The sequence below is a fragment of the Halobaculum sp. MBLA0143 genome (assembly GCF_041361465.1).
In the GTDB taxonomy this organism is placed as follows: domain Archaea; phylum Halobacteriota; class Halobacteria; order Halobacteriales; family Haloferacaceae; genus JAHENP01.
In genome coordinates this window covers 2,781,931-2,799,276 of sequence record NZ_JBGKAC010000001.1, presented here as the reverse complement: position 1 = coordinate 2,799,276, position 17,346 = coordinate 2,781,931, and the positions used below count along the sequence as shown (strand labels likewise).

Here is a 17,346-nt window from a genome sequence, read left to right as displayed (position 1 = left end):
CACCCCAGTAAATCGTTTGTCGTTCCGGCCGGACTACACGCCGCGGCTCTGGAGCTTCTCCTCTTCCGGGAGGTCGGCGTTGGCGTCGCCCCGCATCCCGCTGCCGGCGCGCTGGGCGATCTCCGCGAGCCGCTCGGGGTCGTCCCAGTTGTTCACCGCCTCCACGATGGCCGTGCCCATCGACTCCGGGTTCTCCGCGCCGAACACGCCGGAGCCGACGAAGATGCCGTCACAGCCGTGGTGCATCATCAGCGCCGCGTCGGCGGGCGTCGCGATCCCGCCGGCCGCGAAGTTGACGACCGGCAGTCGGCCGAGCTCGGCCGTCTCGTGGACGAGGTGGAGCGGTGCCTCGTGCTCGCGGGCCCACTTCTCGCGTTCCTCGTGGCTCATCCCGGTGAGCTTCCGGATCGCGCTCTTGATGTTGCGCTGGTGGTGGACGGCCTGGTTCACGTCGCCCGTGCCGGCCTCACCCTTCGTCCGGATCATCGCCGCACCCTCGTTGATCCGGCGCAGCCCCTCCTGGAGGTTCCGAGCGCCACAGACGAACGGCGCCGTGAACTCACGCTTGTCGATGTGGTAGCGGTCGTCCGCGGGCGTCAGGACCTCGCTCTCGTCGACCATGTCGACACCGAGCGCCTGGAGCACCTCTGCCTCCTTCGTGTGGCCGATCCGGGACTTCCCCATCACCGGAATCGACACCTCGTCGATGATCTCCGGGACGACGTTCGGGTCGGGCATCCGAGCGACGCCGCCGCGCTTACGGATGTCTGCCGGCACGGACTCCAACGCCATCACCGCGACGGCACCACAGTCCTCGGCGATCCGGGCCTGTTCGGCGTTCACAACGTCCATGATGACACCGCCCTTCTGCATCCGGGCGAACCCTCGCTTGACCGTCTCCGTCCCGCGCTCGGGGCTGGAGGCGATCTCCTCGATCGCACCGCGCACGTCCTCTGGACCGTCGGTCTCGCTCATGTTCGTACCCTGGGGTTGCGGCTACTTAACCCGCTTGATGGTACCGGTTGTCGAGACTGGTGGGGGTGACGTGTCAGTCTTCGTAGGGTCGGTAAAGAGACCCTCGCTACACCGAGTCGTCGCGGCTCGGCCCACTCCTCCGGCTCACCGTCGAAGGGCTGTGTGCCGAGCGCGCCATCGAGGAACAGGAAGCACTGTAGCCCGAAGACGGTCGGATCGGCGACGCGGCCGCACGACCCGGCGAAACGGCGTGCAACTCGGCACAAACGGGCCGAAATTCGGCGCGAGCGGCCGGGAGACGCCGCCAGCGCCTCTCCCCTTCTATACTGTTCCGGTCGTGGGTCGACTCGCATGTCGATCAAGACAGTCCTGGCCGCGGTCGCCCTGATCGTCGCCGGCGGCGGTGCCGCCGCGGCGGGCGGGGTCGCCGGCATCGGTGCGGCGGACGCACAGCTAGAGGAACGACCGACGAACGTCGACGCGACGGCGACGCTGACGAACGGCACCGTGACACTGGTCGTGACGGACGCCGGGGACGCCTTCGAAGGCGTGAACGTCTCCGTCGACCACGAGCGCGTCGGCACCACGGACGCGAACGGGACGGTGGCGTTCGCGGCCGGGAACGACTCCGAACTGGAAGTCGAGCTGACCGCGCCCGGGTTCGAGGGTGAGTTGGAGTACGTCGTCGCCAACGGCACGCTCGTGCTGGAGAGCGAGGAGTACGAGTACGGCGCCGAGGAGCGCGAGGTCGAGGAACGCGAAGGCGAGGAGCGTGACGACGACGAACGCGAGGACGACGAGCGTGATCTCCCGGAACAGGCTGCCGACGCCCCGGGTCACGACGGTGACCTCCCCGAGGAGGCCGCCGAGGAGGCTCGCGAGAACTCACAGCGGGGTGGCCCGCCCGCGGACGACGAGGCGAACGACGAAGAGGACGCTCGTGAGGCCGACGAGAACGAAGACGACGAGAACGAAGACGACGAGGACGAGCAGGCGGACGAGTGACACCGACGGCGCGTCGGTGACGGAGCACGGTCACCGTCTCCGATGACGAGGTTGGACGACCGAGGAGACCGCGACAGCTGCCGACCCGCGATCCACAGTGACGCGGGGCCGCTGGGGACGGCCCCGCGGCGACACTCGTTCGAGCGACGGTCCCCCCGACGCCCCTCCACACGGACGGTTCGAGGCGAGGGCCGTTACTCTTCTGCGGGCGCGACGCCGCGTCTGCTGGCGTCGACGTCGAGGTCGACGTCGAGCGACTCCAGCAGCTCTGCCGCTTCGGCGCGTGCCTCTTGGTGTTCTTCGAGGAACGCCTCCATCAGCTCGGCCGCCTGTTCCTTGCAGCCGCCACAGAGTCGGTCCCCGTCCGCACACTCGTCGTAGACGCGCTGTGCGAACTCGTCGTCGTCCCGCGAGAGGAGGTAGGCGTACAGCTCGTAGACGGGGCAGTCGTCGGGCTCACCGCCGAGTTCGCGTTGTTTCTCGGCGGTCGAGCGGCCGCCGGTGGTGGCGGCCATCACCTTGTCGTAGCCGTCCTCGGGGTCGTCCAACAACGAGATGTGTGACGCCGGCACCGAGGAGGACATCTTCCCGCCGGTGAGCCCGGTCATGAACCGGTGGTAGATCGACGACGGGGTCCGGAAGCCGTAGCCGCCGTGGTCCAGCTCCACCTCGCGGGCCAACTCCTCTGCGGCCTCGCGAGAGAGGTCGAAGCAGTCGACGTGTTCGTCGAACACCCGTTTCTCTCCGTCGACGGCCTCGATCAGCGCGTCGAACGCCGCCTCGTCGGCGTTGCGGTCGAGGAGCCGGACTCGGGGCCGGAGCGGCTCCATCCCGGCGTTGGTGAGCTTCTCGACGACGCGGTCGCGGGCGGTCGACAGCTCCTCGGGAACGGACGCCTCGGCGATCCAGTCGGCGGCGTCCTCACACCGGGGGCGATCCGGGTCGTCGGCCCACTCCTCGCGGGCGTCGTGAGCCCGGCCGAGCAGTTCCCGTTCCGGCGGGTCGGCCGCGAAACTGGCGAACGCCTCCGTCACCTTGAAGAATCGCGTCCGGGCCGCCAGGTCGCGGGCGAGCCGGACGTGCGGGTCCTGGTCCGGGCCGACCGGGATCACCGTCGGCTTCGGCTCGTCGAGCTGTGGGTAGAGGATGTCCGCCATCTGCGTGACGACGGACTGCATGTGCGAGACGCTGGTCTCGCCGTCGAAGCCGTAGATCGACTGGAACTCCGAGAACCGGGCGTTACCCCCGAGCTCGAACGCCAGGCTCTGGAGCCGGTCGTTCGTGGACTGACGGTACAGCTCACCCTCCTCGGGGTCGAACCCCAGCGCGATCAGCGACAGGAGGTAGTCGCGGGCGTGCTCGTCGATCTCGTCCCACGAGAGCCCGCGGGCAGCGTGCGCCTCCAGGTCCGCGATCAGCCCGTACGTGTCGGCGCCCTGCCGTTGGTGCCAGATCAGCTCGTCGAACACGAGCTTGTGACCGATGTGTGGGTCACCGGTCGGCATGAACCCCGAGAGTGCGGCTGCCGGCTCGTCGTTCGCCAGCGCTCGGGCGACGCGGTCGTACCCCCGGTGGCCGAAGATCACCCGTCGGCGCATCAGGTGGTGGGGGGTGGGCACGTCGTCGATCACGTCTCTGAAGTCCTCGATGCCGAACTCCGCGAACAGGTTCTGGTAGTCGCCGACGGTCGCAGAGCCCCACGGGTCGAGGGTGACGCCGTCTGCGTCCGTCTCCGTGCCGCCGTCCGTGACGGGCCGACCGCCGTGCGAGCGCCACCACGCGCCCGACTGGCGGCGGTCGTCGTCGGACTGTGCCTCCGTGTCGGGCGCGTCGTGGTCGGTGTCGCGCATCCGTCGACCGATTCGCCGCTGTCGGTCAAAAGCGTTCGCTTCGCACGTGACAGCGTGGCAGGGTGTCGTGGCAGGGTATCAGCGTGGCAGGGTGTCGTGGCAGGGTATCAGCGTGGCAGGGTGTCGTGGCAGGGTATCAGCGTGGCAGGGTGTCGTGGCAGGGTGTCTGCGTGTCAGGGAGTCAGTCGTCCGACGGTGAGCCACTGCGGGTCGCCCTCGTCGGCGCCGACGGCGAACACCATCCGCTTGCGGACGCCGCCGGCTAGCCGCACGTCCAAGGCGAGCTCTCGGGGGTGGAAGGCGTGGTCCGCCGGGAGTGCTCGGACGAGTGCCTCCGAGTGTGACAGCTCCGAGACGCTCTCGACGTCGTCGTACGTCCGGAAGTCGGCGCCGAACTTGTAGCCCGTCTTGGGGACGACGCCGTCGGCTCGGAGCCGGCGGTAGACGGCCAGCCGGCGGTCGAACCGATCGCCCTCCACGGCGCGGCCCCGCTCGCGGACATCGTCGGCCGACAGCGCGATCACACCCCGCTCCGCGAGGTCCGCAGCCTCCACGAGCGACAGTTGGAGTGCGTCGACGACGGCGGCGTCGCGGCCGGCGACGGGCTGGCCGTAGAAGCCGGACTCGAACAGCCGCGTGGGCGGTTCCCAACAGACGGCGCGGTCGTCGAGCAGGGTGGCGTCGACACCCGTCGGGAGGTCGACGTCCGTGGCGCCGTCGAAGCCGCCCGTCCCCTCGCAGGTGAAGTAGCTCACGTCGCTCTCCTCGTCGACGACCGCGAGCGCGACGCCGGGGAGGTCACGCGCCGGGAGCGAACGGCGCTCGCCGGCGACGAGCACGCGGTACGCCACCGGGCCGCCCGGGTCGGCGCCCCGCTCGTAGACAGTCAGGTCCGGGAGCGGGTCGCCGTCGTGGCCGGGCCACCCCTCGCGGGCGGGCGAGCAGTAGAACCCCCGCTCGCGGAGGTCGGCGTACACCAGGAACCGGGCGGCGAAGCGGTCCTCCGCCGCGACGCTGTCGACGAAGAACTCGCGGAAGTCGGCGCCGTCGACGCCGTCCAGGTCGCCGCGGTACAGGAGGTGTGCCGCCTCGACGCGGGCGAGGTCGACGCCGTCACCGTGCGGGCGGCCGTAGCCGCTGGAGTCGAAGAACCGCTGTCTGGCGTCGCCGCCGGCGTGGACGACGCCGTCGTCGCGGAGTGTCGCGTCCATACGGTACGCGGGGGCGAGCAGCCTCTTCGGGCTGTCGGACGACGGCCGGCGACGAGCGGTGGTCAGGCGCGGCGGTCGGCGAGGAGCCCGACCGCCTCGACCGCGACGAAGCCGGCCGCGACCCACAGCGGGAGCCCGCGTTCGACCCCGTACAGGAGCGTGCCGGCGGCGAGCCCGTACGCCACGACCCGCGCAGCGGTCCGGAAGAGCGTCCGCGCGAGCGACCCGTCGTCGGAGCCGTCCGTCGACGGGGAGACGAGTCGTCTGTAGCCCGCGAGCACCAGCGACGCGCCCGCGCCGACGATCAGCCACGTCAGTCGTTCCAAGAGCACTCGTGACGAGTGAGGCGGGCGGGCGACAAGAGCCCGTGGGTCTGTCCCGACGGGCGGAGAGGGAGCGTGGTGCGGCGTGGTGCGGTGCAGTGGGCTACGGACGGCCGAACCGACAGCGCCTCGAACGGCACCGAACGCCGACGAACGACCGACAGACGGGAGTTTGATCGACAGTGTTTTCCTCGGAGCCAGTCTCTACCTTTCTAATGGCAGAATTCGAGGTCGTCGTCGGCGACGAGACCGGCGACACGCGACAGTTCGACGTAGAAGGACAGGACGCCAACCGGTTCCTCGGACGCGAACTGGGCGACGAGGTGGACGGCGGCGCCGTCGGACTGGACGGCTACACGCTGGCGCTGACGGGCGGGTCCGACGACGCCGGACGGCCGATGCGAGAAGACGTCGCCGGCGACGAGCTGAAGGAGCTGCTGTTGGAGGGTGGGGTCGGCTACGAGCCGTCCCGCGACGGCGAGCGCAAGCGCGTCACCGTCCGTGGCCGAGAGATCTCGGAGGCGACCGCGCAGGTGAACGCCAGCGTCGCCGACGGCGGGACGCTGGCGGCGGCGTTGGACGACGAGGAGACGGACGAGGAGTAGTCGGACGGCCGTGAGCGACCGGATCGCCAGCGACGCGCCGGCCGTGCCCAGCCACCGGACGCACCTCGTCCGCTCCGGCGGGACGCGACTGCCGGCGCTGGGCGTGCCGTCTGCGGCGTCACTGTCCGGCGGCGAGCGGATTCGGCTCGTCTTGGACGGTCGACAGTGTCACGCTCGCGTCCAAGCCGGCGCCGACGGAGCGGTGATCCGGGGCGCGTACGACACCGGCGGCGACCTCGCGGTCGTCGACGGTCGAGACGACAGTGTCCCGCCGGCGGAGGTGGAAAATCGACTCGTGGCGTGGTGTCGTGGTCACGACCGCGAGCGGGGCGACGCCGTCGAGCTCGACGAGATCGACCCGGGGTTCCACTACGGACTACGGGCGCCCGGCGAGCGGACGGTGTACGACGTGTTGCGACGGCCGGACACGGGGCTGCGCGACATCGCGCGGGACCTCGACGGCTAACGGCTACCCTCAAGTGGCCCCGGCGTCAACCGTGTGGTATGAGCCAACGAGAGGCCATCGAGCCGTTGCTCGCGGACGACGAGGCAGACCGGACGCGTCAACGGGCCGCCGGGGTCGGCGCCGTCGTCGGCGCCGTCCTGGGGAGCCGCAAGGGACCGGTCGGGGCCGGCGTCGCCGCCGGCGTCGGCGGCGCGGTCGGCTACATCGTCGGCGACCTGTTGGGCGGGCGTGCCGACGACGAGTCGGTCCCCGTCGACACCGACGACGACGACGGACCCGTGGAGATCGACATCGACGACGGCGACGACGAGGAGTGAGCCCGTCGCCCGGGACGAACGCGTTTTAGTCGCTGGGTGTGCGAGCGGGCGTATGGACGAGTCAACGGGGGAGGGTGGCGCGCTGGCGTCGTTCCTCGCCGGCGAGCGGTTAGAGGACGTCGCCATCTTCCTGGCCGACGAGTACACGGACGCGGAGGGCCGACTGGCGGAGATCGGCGACGAAGTCGACGGGGGCGTGGTGTTGGTCGTCCCCGGGGAGAAGGGTCGGCGAGCGTTCGCCTCCGGGACGGGAATGGACGCGATGGAGTTCGCACAGACGGCCATGAACGTCGACGGCGAGATCAGTCCGGGTCTCGACGGCGGCGAGTGTCCGGAGGCCGGCGACGACGACCGACACGCCGTCGAGTTCATCTTCGCGTTCGCCGAGGCGGAAAACGAGGGCGTCGGCGGGCTGTACGCCGAAGGTGACGTCGTTCACGCGTACGCCCACTGCGCCTGTGGCACGAGCTACTCCCACAAGTGGGTCGTCGGCGACCGCGTCCAGTAGCCCCAAGCGATAAGTGAACCTGGTAGTGAGGTGGTAACGAGTACCATGGACCACGGGACAGTGCCGACGACGGATCAGACCGAAGAACGCGTCGACGACCACGAGCGGGCCTGTCGGGACCCGTACGCCGGAGAGCGTGACGCGTCGCGAGCGGCGGCGGAGACGAGTCGAGTGCGGGCGTGGGTAGGGAGTCTGTTCTCGCGGTAGTCGCCCGACGGCCCGAAGGAGTTTATGTCCGTAGCGCTCGTAGGACGACCACGGTCTCATGCAAGAGAGTATCTCCGGGTTCGAGGCGCGCGGTGACTGGGGGGAGGTCACCGAACACGGTGAACGGATCACCCGGGCGCTCCGCGAAGTCGGTGCGGTAGACGGCGAGGAGGACGCGCGGCGGCGGGCGTTCGAGGAGTGGGACGAGTGGCGGCCGAAGGCGCACGAGCGACTGAGCCGAGACGTCGAGGAGAAGACGGCCGAACAGGCCAGCGTCTCCGAGGGGGAAGGCGAGAAGGCGGGCGAGGCTCCCTCGGACGACCTCCGGACGGCCGGCGAGAAGCTGTCGGAGTCGTACGAGGAGGTGGAGAACGGCGACGGCGAGCGGGCCCTCCGGCGGTGGCACGACTCCATCGACCACGTGGTTCGGGCGGCCGACTCCGCCGGGCGGCGTGCGGTGCGGTCGGTGGAGGACACGCTGTACCGGCGCGTGATGACGCAGTTGGCGCCGTACTACTTCGACAACGAACTGGTGTCGGCGAACCTCCAGAAGACGGCCCGGGACAGCGGGGACGGGCCGACGTTCGTGTTCGAGGTGAACGTCAACGACGACGAGCTGAAGACGGCCGTCTCCGAGCGGCTCGCGGAGTACGAAGACGAGGTGGACCGCTGGCACGTCGACACCCAGAAGACGGTCGAGGCCGCCGAGGCCGCCGAGGGCGCAGAGCCCCCGGCCGACACCGTCGGCGAGGACGACGAGGTCGCCGGGCGCTCCCGGTCGACGACCAACTGAGCCGGTCAGTCGGCAGTCGCGGCCTTCAGTTCCACCCGGTAGCCGAACGGGTCGCGGACGTAGACGGCCGGCGCCTCGCCGGTCGCCCCCAGTGGAGCGTCGAGTTCTGACTCGACTGCCACTCCGGCGTCTGTCAGTTCGTCGTGGATCTGTTCGACGTCTGCGTCTACGAGCACCGCGAGGTGGTCGTAGTTGGTCGCCGTCGGCTCGTCGAACTCCGGGGTGGGCCAGAGGTGGACGACGTGGGCGGGCGTGAGCCGCACGTCGAAGAACGGCTTCTCGTCGGCGCGGTACCGCGCGAGCCCTTCGATCTCGAAGCCGAGCGCGTCGCGGTAGAAGTCGAGCGCGTCCGTGACACCGTCCTCGGGGATACGGAGGTTGACGTGGTCGATGGCTGTGGCGTCCACACTCGACGCAAGTGGTGGGAGCGACAAGGGTGTTCTGACCGTCGGCTGTGTAAAGCCACAACGCTTTACTTCCGGGATGTAAAGCGTACAGTGTTGACTGTGACCGAGCCAGACAGGGCCTGGATAGTTCTCGGGGACGTGGTCGATTCCCGGGAGATAGAAGAGAGAGACCGCTTCGAGTTGGCGTTAGACGCCTTACTCAGGCATATCAGCGAAGAGTACGAACGAGATGTAATCGCAGACTTCGATCGTTTAAAAGGGATCGACGAGATCGGTGCTGTTCTCGGGTCTGTGAGGTCACTCGTAGACGTTCGGCGTACACTCACGCTGGGCCTCCACCCGGAGCGGGTCCGACTCGTGGCCTACCGTGGGGAGGTAAACGACCTTTCGGCAGAGACTGTCGGGAAGATGGACGGAGCTGGGTTCGCGGGGGCAGCCGACGAACTCGGCCGGATAGAAGAACAGGGTCTGACGTTCGTCATCTCTGGCCTCCCGATGGAAGAGGAGTACGTCTCTACCGTCTTCAACCTCACAGACCACGTCAGGAGTAGGTGGACGGCGAACCGCGTCCGAGCGATTCGTGCGTACGACAGACTGGGGAGCCAGGTGGAAGCCGCGAATCTCCTCGACGTTTCCCGTCAAGCTATCAACCAACACCTGACCAGCGACTCTGTGAAGCTCGTTCGACAGACAGAGTCTGTCGTCGACGATAGTCTTCAGAACTTATCTGTTACCACTGACGCAGAAGATTTTTTACTTCGAGACTAATCGTGGCAGTCAGTGAAAGACCCACTTCTGTTCGAATCGCTGCTTGCCGCGCCGGTGAGGACAGTCGTCGTCACCTCGGTTTGGACTATTATGTTGCTTCTGACGAGTGGCATCCCGGTGAACGTGGTTCTCACGCTGGCAGATATCGACCCACCCAGCGGCGACACTGTCGACACCGGGACCGTGATCGGGAAGCTGGAGAACGTCCTCGTGTTACTACTCGTTCTCGTCAATGCGTACACCGCCCTCAGTGTCGTTGTCACGGGAAAGTCTATCGTCAGACAGGACGACATGGACAAGAGCGACAGTTCGTACTACCTCGCGGGGACGCTGGCGAACTTCGTCTACTCGCTGGCGTTCGGGCTGGCGACGGACGCGACGCTGCGGGCCTGTCTGTGAACCGTCGACACGCACGGGTGACTTTTGTATCCCCGAGCGTCACCTACGGACGATGGACCCACTTCGAGTCGAGGCCGGGGAGCTGACCGCCGACGAGATCATCACGGCGATGACTGACGGCCGCCGGATCGTCGTCCGGGCGGACATCTTCGGCGCGGAACGGGAGATGACGCTGCGACACGACGGTGAGACGTTCTACTGTGACACCCCCACTCGGCTCCACAAACACGACGACGCCGAGGAGATGCGGACGTGTATCGAGCGGATGGGCTACGGACGGACGGAGACAGATGACGTGTGACCGTTCGAGGGTGAGGTTTTAGACCGGCGCAGTCCGTAGTGATAGATCGATGACCGACACACCGGAGATGGGGGATCTCGTCCAGACCGAGGATCCCAGCTTCCAACACGTCATGGCGTGCGTCTTCGGGATCCAGGAACACGAGAGTCGGACCTACCTCGTGTTGCTGGGCAACCCCGGGAGCACGGTGGAGGAGCTGGCCGACGAGCTGGACCGGGACAGATCGAACGTCAACCGCTCGCTGACGACGTTGTTGGAGAAGGGGTTGGCGAGTCGAGAACGGCGGCTGTTGGACCCTGGCGGCTACGTCTACCAGTACACCGCGACGCCGTTGCCGGAGGCGAAGGAACTGCTCCACGGCGCCTTAGACGAGTGGGTGGACAACGTCCACGACGCTATCGAGACGTTCGGCGAGGAGTGAGTCCGGGTCGCCGTTGTGCGAGCCGTGCGGCCGCCGGGGTCGGTTTTTTCCCCGGGTCGTCGCTAGACGGAACCGAGAATGCGTCTCCTCACCGTCGGACGTCTGCTGGCCGCCGGGGCGGGCGTCGCGCTCGCCTGGCTCGCCTACTGGACTCACAGCCGCCGCGACGGGCTCGCGGCCACCTCCTACGCAGTGTTGCTCGGAAGTCTGGCCGTGACGGCGTTGTGTGCAGCCGTCACGGCCCACACCGGAGTACCGTACAAGCTGGTGTGGATCGGGACGAGCCTGACCGTCCCGCTGACGTTCGCGGGGTTCGCCTTCGACTACTACGGGATCACGGTGCCCGGAGGGCGGTCGGCGCGGGTCGTCGCCACCGTGCCGGCGGTGTTGGGTGCCGTCGGCGGGGCGGTGGTTGTCGTCTTCACCCCGCAGATGAGTCCCGGTGTGGTCGCGCCGGTCCCGGCGCCGGCGGCGCTCGCGCCGTCGACTGGGCTCGCCGGGACGCTGTTGGACGCGGGGCTGTACTACACCACGGCCGTGATGCTGTTGGCGATCGGACTCGTCGTCCGGACAGTTCGCCGCTACGACCGCCTGGACGCCGGACTCGTGCCCGTAGTGTCGTTCGTCGGCGTGTGGCCGTGGCTGGCGAACCTGTTCGTACCGCAGGTCACCGCCGTCGCCGGACTGGGTGTCGGCGTCACGGTCGTCGCGAGCGGCTACGCGCTGAGCGGGCTGGCGGCAGCCGCGGCCGTCGGACCGCTGGGGCTGTTCGACGCCTCGCCGATGGCCGGCAACGTCGCCCCGGAGGTGGTGTTGGACTCAGTCGACGACGCCGTGATCGTCGTCGACGACGACCGGCGGGTGCTCCGGCTGAACGCGGTCGCCCGCGAGACGTTCGGCGTGACCGACGAGGAGGCGACCGCCGGGCCGCTGTCGGCGGTCGTCGACGACGACGGTCTCGACGACGGAGCGACGGTCGAGCTGGACACCGTCGACGGGGTCAGACAGTTCGCGGTGACCCGCTCGGTCGTCCGGGACCGTGGTGACGCCGCCCGCGGGAGCGTCCTCGTGTTGCGCGACGTGACCGGCCAGCGCACCCGGGAGCAACGGCTCGCCGTGTTCAACCGGACGCTGCGTCACGACCTCCGGAACGACGCCTCCAGCATCGTCGCCAACGCGGAGCTGATCGGCGACGGCGGCGACCCGGAGACGTGTGCCGACCGGATCGTGGACACGACACGGGAGCTCGTGGACGCCGCCGAGCGCGCCCGAGAGATCGACCGGATCGGCGGGGAGCAGACGAGCGTCGCCGTCGACGAACTCGCGGAGACAGTGGTGTCGACCGTCGCCGACGACCACCCGGCAGTGTCGTTCACGACGGCCGTGCCGAGCGTCACCGTCGAGACGGACCGGGAGGCGCTGGCGGTCGCGCTCCGCAACGTCGTCGAGAACGCCGCAGAGCACAACGACGCCACGGAGCCGTTCGTCGTCGTCTCCGCGGAGGTGACAGACGAGAGTCTGGAGCTCGCAGTCGCCGACAACGGGCCCGGGGTTCCGGACCACGAGCGGGCCGTGATCGACGCCGGGGAGGAAGACCAGCTCCGCCACTCCAGCGGGCTCGGGCTCTGGACGGCACAGTGGGGCGCGACGGCCGCGGGCGGACGACTCCGCTTCGCCGACAACGACCCCCGCGGGAGCGTGGTGACGCTGTCGCTGTCGACCGGCCGGAACCACACGGACGGACCGAGCGCCGAGTCGACCGTGTGACACGTCGCCGTACCCCTCCGTTTCGACTGGAACCCGTCGGGCGACCGCGTACGGACGGAGGGCGCAGGGTGAGAGTTACCTTCTCGGGGACGAGACGACGTGTCGTGTTGATCCAGACCAGCGTCTCGACAGACGGCTCCGTCGGGGTCGCGCTCGCCGTGATCGTCTTACTGGTCGCCGCCGCGTCGTTGTGGCTGCGGCGCCGCCGACGCTAGACGGCGGGTCGAGACCGGCAAGCCCTTTCCCGGGAGCCGTCGTACCCGGCGTATGGAGAGTCTCAACCGCAACGCGGTCGAACTCGTCGACGAGGCGCTGGACTTCGCCGACGAGCTGGGGGTGACACCCTACGAACTGGACTCCGGAGCGACGGTGTTGGACTTCGGGGTGGACGCCCGTGGCGGACTGGAGGCCGGCCTGTTGCTGGCAGAGATCCAGACTGCCGGTCTGGCGACGATCCAGACCCGTGTGGACGATGTCGCCGGAGGGGTTCGGCCCCACGTCGAGCTGACCACGGACCACCCGGCGCGGGCCCTCCTGTGTTCACAGAAGGCCGGCTGGGAGCTCGCGGTCGACGACTTCGAGGGGCTCGGCTCCGGGCCGGCACGGGCGTTGGTCGGCGAGGAGGCGGAGTTCGCCGCCGTCGGGTACTACGACGAGTTCGACCTCACGGTGTTGAGCGTCGAGGCCGCGGAACTGCCGGGGGAGTCGGTCGCCGACCACATCGCCGACCGGGCGAACGTCTCTCCGTCGGCCGTGTTCCTGCCGACGTGTGCCACCGGCTCGCTCGCCGGCAGCGCGACGACGGCCGCCCGCGCGGCAGAGCTCGCCGTCTTCCGGTTGTTCGAGCTGGGGTACGACCCGACGGCGATCCAGACGGTCAGCGGCTCCGCGCCGGTCGCTCCGGTCGGCTACGACGAGACGGCCGCAATGGGCCGGACGAACGACGCGCTGGCGTACGGCGGCGAGGTGTACCTCCTCGTGGACGACGACGACCCGACCGTGTTCGAGAACGTCCCGTCGACCGCGGCCGCGGAGTACGGCACCCCGTTCGAGGAGATCTTCGCGGACGCGGAGTACGACTTCTACGACGTCGACGAGTCCGTGTTCGCCCCGGCGCAGGTCACCGTCGACGTGATCGACGGTCCGACGTACGTCCACGGCGATACCCACGAGGATCTGCTGGCCGACTCCTGGGACCTCCCGGAGGTGTAGCGGGTGCGGGTGAAACACGTGCCGACGCTCGCGGGGACGCCCGTCGGGCTCGCGGTCGGGGTCGGCGACGGCGACACGCTCGGTGCCGTCGCCGGGGCGGTCGATCCGGGGACGGTCGTCGACTACGTCGCCGAGGTCCAGGGAGCCGTCCCGCTCGTCCCCGGGAGCGAAGACGACTGCTGTGCCCGGCTCGTCCGGCGGCTGGGCTACGAGCGCCGCGACGTGTCGCGGACCTGGCTCACGTTCCTCCGCGGGCTCGACCTCGCCGTCGAGACGGACGAGGGGTTCCGGCGGACGCGGACGGAGCCGTCGCTCGACGGACTCCGGGCGGGGCTGCTCGACGGGGTGGTCGGGGCACGCGAGATCGCCGAGCGGGCCGTCGGCGGCGACACCGACGACTCCGCCGCCGCCGAGACAGCCGAACGCACAGCCGGCGGGGCGACGACGGTCGAAACGGTCTTCGACGCGGTCGAGCCGCTGATCCCGCGGTGGGAGCGCACCCGGACGGACGACTGGGAGGAGGTGTGGCGCGGCCGTGTCGTCCGGCTGTGTGACTGGCTGGCCGCGCTCGGGCTGCTCGACGCCGACGCCGGCGAGTCGAGCGGGGAGCCGACGTACGTCGCCACGGCGGCGACACACGCGGCACTGGAGTCGTAGCCGTGACGCGCGCTCCGACGGCCCCGACCGATCTGGGCGACCCCGACGGTGTGACGCTCGACCTGGACGGGACGCTCGTCGACTACCGGCGGTCGCCGGGGGAGTTGCTCGCGGTCGCCGGCGACCGGGTCGGTGTCGACCCCCCGTTTCCGGTGGAGGCGTACTACGACCGGTTCGACGAGTTCGCCGAGCGGACGGACTCGATGCGAGAACTCCGCAGAGAGTGCTTCGCCGCGCTCGCGGCCGAGCGGGACTACGATCCGGAGACCGGCCGCTCGCTCGCCCGGGCGTTCGCGGCCGAGCGCGACCACGGGAACGTCGGGTGGTGCCGCGGTGCCGAGCGGTTCCTCGACGGGCTCGACGGCCGCGGCGTGCCGTACGCGGTCGTCACGAACGGGCCACGAGAGACGCAGCGGCAGAAACTCGCCGCGGTCGGGCTGGACGACCGGGTCGAGGGGGTCGTGTTCGCGGGCGACGACTGCCCGGCGAAGCCGGATCCGGAGCCGATCAGACGCGGGCTGTCGGTGCTCGGTGTCGGGCCCGAACGGGCGGTCCACGTCGGCGACAGCGGGACGGACTTGGCGGCCGCGCGCCGGGCGGGCGTCCGGGCCGTGATCGTGTAGCTACTCCGAGCGGTCGGCGGTGCGCTCGATCCCGGTGACGGTGCCGACCCCCTTCGACTGCCCCTCGCGGAAGACGAACCGCTGGCCCTCCTCCACGAGGTACGGGTGGAACTTGAACTCGACAGTGGCGTCGCCGGAGTCGCCCGGCAGCAGTTGACCGCCGTCGGGGTGGAACACGACCGCCTCGCTCACCGTCTCCAGGTGGACGACCGGCTCGTAGCCGTCGCGGATGCTCGTCGGGTGGTTCAACACGACCACCTCCGCCTCGAACTCCCGGACGGGCGTCGGGTCGGTGTCTCGCGGCACCAACGCCATGCCGCGGTTGATCTCCGACTCGTCGATCCCCTTGAGCGCGATGCCGACGATCCGGCCGGCGCGGGCGGCCTCCACCCGGTGGTAGTGCATCTCGATGGAGCGAACCTCCACCTCGCGGAATCGGCCGTCGGGCATCGGCCCCACCAGGAGTTCGTCGCCCGCCTCCACCTCGCCCGACCGGATCGTGCCGGAGGCGACCGCACCGACACCCTTCACGTCGTACGTCCGGTCGATGTACATCCGGAACCGACCGTCGGCGTCGTTCGACCGCTTGGGCAACGCCTCGAACAGGCGGTCGAGTTCACCGAGGCCGCGTTCCGTCACCGCGGAGGTCCGCAACACCGGGACGACGCCGTCGCCGATCTCCTCGACGGCCGTGGCGACGCCGTGGCGGTCGACCCGGAGCGGGGTCTTCCCCACGTCCCGGAGCATCCGTTCGACCTCGCGCTCGACGGCCTCGATCCGGTCGGCGTCGACCGCGTCGACCTTCGTCACGGCGACGACCGTCGGGAGATCCGTGGCGAGCAGGATCCCGAGGTGTTCGCGGGTGGTCTTCGTCGGGCCGTCGTCGGCCGCGACCGTCAACAGCCCGTAGTCCAGCTTCTGGCCGACGAGCCCTCGGATCGTCGTCCGGAGCCACGGCTCGTGACCGACCGTGTCGACGAAGGAGACGAGCCTGTCGGCCTCCCTGACGACCCGCGCGCGGTCGGACTTGCGGTGTGGGTTGTCCATCCGGACGGGACCGTCGTCGTCGAACCCGTAGACGGCGTACGAGAGGTCCGCAGAGAGCCCACGTTCCATCTCGTGAGGCTGGACATCGAGGAACGACCGGGTGCCCCCCTCGCCGTCGTCCGCCTGGCCCGTCACGAGCGAGCCGACGAGCGTCGACTTCCCGTGGTCGACGTGGCCGGCCGTGCCGACGACGATGTGTTCGTCGTTCGTCTCCAGCATCGCCCCCTCGCGGATCTCGACGAGCCCGACGAGTCCGTCCTCGTCGGCGGAGCCGTCGCCGCCGCTCCACGTCTCGACGTCTTCGATGTGGGCGTCCGCCTCCTCGGCGAGCAACGACAACACGTCCATCGTCTCGGAGAAGGCCTCGGGCGCGATCCCGGCGACACCGCCGTCGTCCGTCACGCCGACGACGTACAGCGCCTCGCCGTCGCCCGACAACACGCGGTGACGGAGCTGAGCGACCAGACTCTCCATGCGTCCGTCGCCGAGGTGGACGTCCCGCGTGAGGCGGGTCTTGAACTCGACGTTGCCGCCCTCCTCTTCGCCGCGCCGGATGGCCCGCCTGAGCGGAGCCCGATCCGCGGACATGTGACACTGTGGGTCACCGACGAGTATCAACCTTTTCACGCCGCTCACCTCGGTGAGTGGCCGAGTTCTCCGGAGTCAGGGGGTTCGTCGGGGAGGGGTCAGTCCTCTCGGAGCGTCTCGTAGGCCCGGTTGACCCGTTTGAACGCCTCCTCGTCTCCGCCGCTGTCCGGGTGGACCTCCTTCACCCGGTCGCGGTACGCCGACTTCACCTCCTCGTTGGAGGCGTCCGGCGAGAGGTCGAGGGTGTCGTACGCTTCCCTCGCGGGCATCCCGGTCGAGCCGGCAGTGCCGGGACCGCGACCGGAGCCCGCGCGTGCACCCGCGGCCCGGCGACGCTCTCGGCCGGCGGCACCCTCCGCGGCGCGTTTCCGGGCCTCCTCGGCGAACCGAGAGCTGCCGCCAGTGGTCCCCTCGGCGGCGCGGCGGCGCGCCTCGGCCGCGCGGCGGTCGCCCGGGGCGCGTCGCCCGCGGAACCGTTCTTCCAGGTCGCCGGAGACCTGCCACCACATGAAGTACGCGGCCGCGCCGAACGGGACGGCGACGAACGCGAGGAACAACGAGTGAGAGAGGGCGAGAACACTCATCGTCACGAACGTCCCCGCGAACACCGCGGCGATGCCCAGGACGAGCGTGTCTCTGTCCACGCCTCGTCTGCGGGCCGAGCGGTCGTAAATCCGTCGTCGGCGGCGGGGACGGCCAAAAGTTTCGAACGGACGGCACTCGGAGTGTCGGTGTGAACCGTGCGGGACTGTGTCAGGTGTGTGAAGCGTCGTCCGCGAGGTACGCCTGTGACGCCTGTGGCGCGGCCGTGTGTGACGACCACTACGAGGGGACGACGGGACTGTGTGCCGAGTGTGCCGGCGTGTCGGGCGGTCGTCGGTGAGCCGAATCGACCG

Annotated in this window: 24 protein-coding genes; 17 read left to right on the top strand and 7 right to left on the bottom strand. The window is 69.5% G+C overall.

Features of this window, described 5'->3' with window-relative positions; translation table 11 throughout:
• Window positions 1-33: 33 nt before the first annotated feature.
• Window positions 34-975 (bottom strand): pyridoxal 5'-phosphate synthase lyase subunit PdxS, encoded by a 942-nt coding sequence (gene pdxS / locus RYH79_RS14515; RefSeq protein ID WP_370900340.1) that lies wholly within the window; start codon window positions 973-975, stop codon window positions 34-36.
• A gap of 351 nt (window positions 976-1,326) precedes the next feature.
• Between pdxS and RYH79_RS14510 the strand changes: the two genes are divergently transcribed.
• Window positions 1,327-1,980, top strand: a complete 654-nt coding sequence (locus RYH79_RS14510; RefSeq protein WP_370900338.1) for a hypothetical protein — start codon at window positions 1,327-1,329, stop codon at window positions 1,978-1,980.
• A 194-nt stretch (window positions 1,981-2,174) separates the two neighbouring features.
• Here the strand turns inward: RYH79_RS14510 and RYH79_RS14505 are convergent, their stop codons facing one another.
• The 3 genes from RYH79_RS14505 to RYH79_RS14495 form a co-directional block, all read right to left on the bottom strand.
• Complete coding sequence (locus tag RYH79_RS14505) at window positions 2,175-3,830, bottom strand: tryptophan--tRNA ligase (RefSeq protein WP_370900336.1); 1,656 nt, start codon at window positions 3,828-3,830, stop codon at window positions 2,175-2,177.
• A gap of 173 nt (window positions 3,831-4,003) precedes the next feature.
• Window positions 4,004-5,041, bottom strand: coding sequence for a tRNA-intron lyase (gene endA / locus RYH79_RS14500; RefSeq protein ID WP_370900334.1), 1,038 nt, complete (start codon window positions 5,039-5,041; stop codon window positions 4,004-4,006).
• A 62-nt stretch (window positions 5,042-5,103) separates the two neighbouring features.
• Entirely contained in the window at window positions 5,104-5,373 is a 270-nt protein-coding gene (locus tag RYH79_RS14495; RefSeq protein ID WP_370900332.1) for a hypothetical protein, read from the bottom strand.
• Between the two features lie 206 nt (window positions 5,374-5,579).
• On the opposite strand from RYH79_RS14495, the gene RYH79_RS14490 reads away from it, so the two are divergent.
• The 6 genes from RYH79_RS14490 to RYH79_RS14465 are packed head-to-tail and all read left to right on the top strand — an operon-like array spanning window position 5,580 to window position 8,260.
• Complete coding sequence (locus tag RYH79_RS14490; protein WP_370900330.1) at window positions 5,580-5,969, top strand: 30S ribosomal protein S6e; 390 nt, start codon at window positions 5,580-5,582, stop codon at window positions 5,967-5,969.
• A gap of 10 nt (window positions 5,970-5,979) precedes the next feature.
• Complete coding sequence (locus RYH79_RS14485) at window positions 5,980-6,435, top strand: DUF7112 family protein (RefSeq protein WP_370900328.1); 456 nt, start codon at window positions 5,980-5,982, stop codon at window positions 6,433-6,435.
• 38 nt (window positions 6,436-6,473) lie between these two features.
• The gene (locus tag RYH79_RS14480; protein ID WP_370900326.1) at window positions 6,474-6,752 is read left to right on the top strand and encodes a hypothetical protein; all 279 of its coding nucleotides are present in this window, start codon (window positions 6,474-6,476) and stop codon (window positions 6,750-6,752) included.
• A 52-nt stretch (window positions 6,753-6,804) separates the two neighbouring features.
• On the top strand, window positions 6,805-7,260 hold the full coding sequence (locus RYH79_RS14475; RefSeq protein ID WP_370900324.1) for a DUF5807 family protein: 456 nt from the start codon (window positions 6,805-6,807) through the stop codon (window positions 7,258-7,260).
• A gap of 45 nt (window positions 7,261-7,305) precedes the next feature.
• Complete coding sequence (locus RYH79_RS14470) at window positions 7,306-7,467, top strand: hypothetical protein (RefSeq protein WP_370900322.1); 162 nt, start codon at window positions 7,306-7,308, stop codon at window positions 7,465-7,467.
• A gap of 58 nt (window positions 7,468-7,525) precedes the next feature.
• The gene (locus RYH79_RS14465; protein WP_370900320.1) at window positions 7,526-8,260 is read left to right on the top strand and encodes a DUF5828 family protein; all 735 of its coding nucleotides are present in this window, start codon (window positions 7,526-7,528) and stop codon (window positions 8,258-8,260) included.
• A 5-nt stretch (window positions 8,261-8,265) separates the two neighbouring features.
• Here the strand turns inward: RYH79_RS14465 and RYH79_RS14460 are convergent, their stop codons facing one another.
• Complete coding sequence (locus RYH79_RS14460; protein WP_370900318.1) at window positions 8,266-8,667, bottom strand: VOC family protein; 402 nt, start codon at window positions 8,665-8,667, stop codon at window positions 8,266-8,268.
• 99 nt (window positions 8,668-8,766) lie between these two features.
• Here RYH79_RS14460 and RYH79_RS14455 point away from each other — a divergent pair, with 99 nt between their 5' ends.
• The 9 genes from RYH79_RS14455 to RYH79_RS14415 all read left to right on the top strand — a co-directional run bounded on the left by RYH79_RS14455 (window position 8,767) and on the right by RYH79_RS14415 (window position 14,815).
• Entirely contained in the window at window positions 8,767-9,435 is a 669-nt protein-coding gene (locus tag RYH79_RS14455) for a SatD family protein (protein ID WP_370900316.1), read from the top strand.
• A gap of 90 nt (window positions 9,436-9,525) precedes the next feature.
• Window positions 9,526-9,834, top strand: coding sequence for a hypothetical protein (locus RYH79_RS14450; protein ID WP_370900314.1), 309 nt, complete (start codon window positions 9,526-9,528; stop codon window positions 9,832-9,834).
• Window positions 9,835-9,886: 52 nt separating this feature from the next.
• On the top strand, window positions 9,887-10,135 hold the full coding sequence (locus RYH79_RS14445) for a DUF8001 family protein (protein ID WP_370900312.1): 249 nt from the start codon (window positions 9,887-9,889) through the stop codon (window positions 10,133-10,135).
• 49 nt (window positions 10,136-10,184) lie between these two features.
• Window positions 10,185-10,556: a helix-turn-helix domain-containing protein gene (locus RYH79_RS14440; protein WP_370900310.1), complete on the top strand. Its 372-nt coding sequence runs from the start codon at window positions 10,185-10,187 to the stop codon at window positions 10,554-10,556.
• Between the two features lie 78 nt (window positions 10,557-10,634).
• Window positions 10,635-12,323 carry a sensor histidine kinase gene (locus tag RYH79_RS14435; protein ID WP_370900308.1) on the top strand — a complete coding sequence of 563 codons (1,689 nt, stop codon included), beginning with the start codon at window positions 10,635-10,637 and terminating at the stop codon, window positions 12,321-12,323.
• Window positions 12,324-12,427: 104 nt separating this feature from the next.
• Window positions 12,428-12,538 carry an LPXTG cell wall anchor domain-containing protein gene (locus tag RYH79_RS14430; protein ID WP_370900306.1) on the top strand — a complete coding sequence of 37 codons (111 nt, stop codon included), beginning with the start codon at window positions 12,428-12,430 and terminating at the stop codon, window positions 12,536-12,538.
• Between the two features lie 52 nt (window positions 12,539-12,590).
• Window positions 12,591-13,535, top strand: a complete 945-nt coding sequence (gene mch / locus RYH79_RS14425; protein WP_370900304.1) for a methenyltetrahydromethanopterin cyclohydrolase — start codon at window positions 12,591-12,593, stop codon at window positions 13,533-13,535.
• Between the two features lie 3 nt (window positions 13,536-13,538).
• Complete coding sequence (locus RYH79_RS14420) at window positions 13,539-14,192, top strand: double winged helix-containing putative transcriptional regulator (protein WP_370900302.1); 654 nt, start codon at window positions 13,539-13,541, stop codon at window positions 14,190-14,192.
• Window positions 14,193-14,194: 2 nt separating this feature from the next.
• The gene (locus tag RYH79_RS14415; protein WP_370900300.1) at window positions 14,195-14,815 is read left to right on the top strand and encodes an HAD family hydrolase; all 621 of its coding nucleotides are present in this window, start codon (window positions 14,195-14,197) and stop codon (window positions 14,813-14,815) included.
• On the opposite strand, the gene RYH79_RS14410 is transcribed toward RYH79_RS14415, so the two are convergent.
• Both RYH79_RS14410 and RYH79_RS14405 read right to left on the bottom strand, forming a co-directional pair.
• Window positions 14,816-16,450, bottom strand: a complete 1,635-nt coding sequence (locus RYH79_RS14410) for a GTPBP1 family GTP-binding protein (RefSeq protein ID WP_370900298.1) — start codon at window positions 16,448-16,450, stop codon at window positions 14,816-14,818.
• 98 nt (window positions 16,451-16,548) lie between these two features.
• On the bottom strand, window positions 16,549-17,094 hold the full coding sequence (locus RYH79_RS14405) for a J domain-containing protein (protein WP_370900296.1): 546 nt from the start codon (window positions 17,092-17,094) through the stop codon (window positions 16,549-16,551).
• Window positions 17,095-17,183: 89 nt separating this feature from the next.
• Here RYH79_RS14405 and RYH79_RS14400 point away from each other — a divergent pair, with 89 nt between their 5' ends.
• Window positions 17,184-17,333, top strand: coding sequence for a zinc finger HIT domain-containing protein (locus RYH79_RS14400; RefSeq protein ID WP_370900294.1), 150 nt, complete (start codon window positions 17,184-17,186; stop codon window positions 17,331-17,333).
• Window positions 17,334-17,346: the final 13 nt, after the last annotated feature.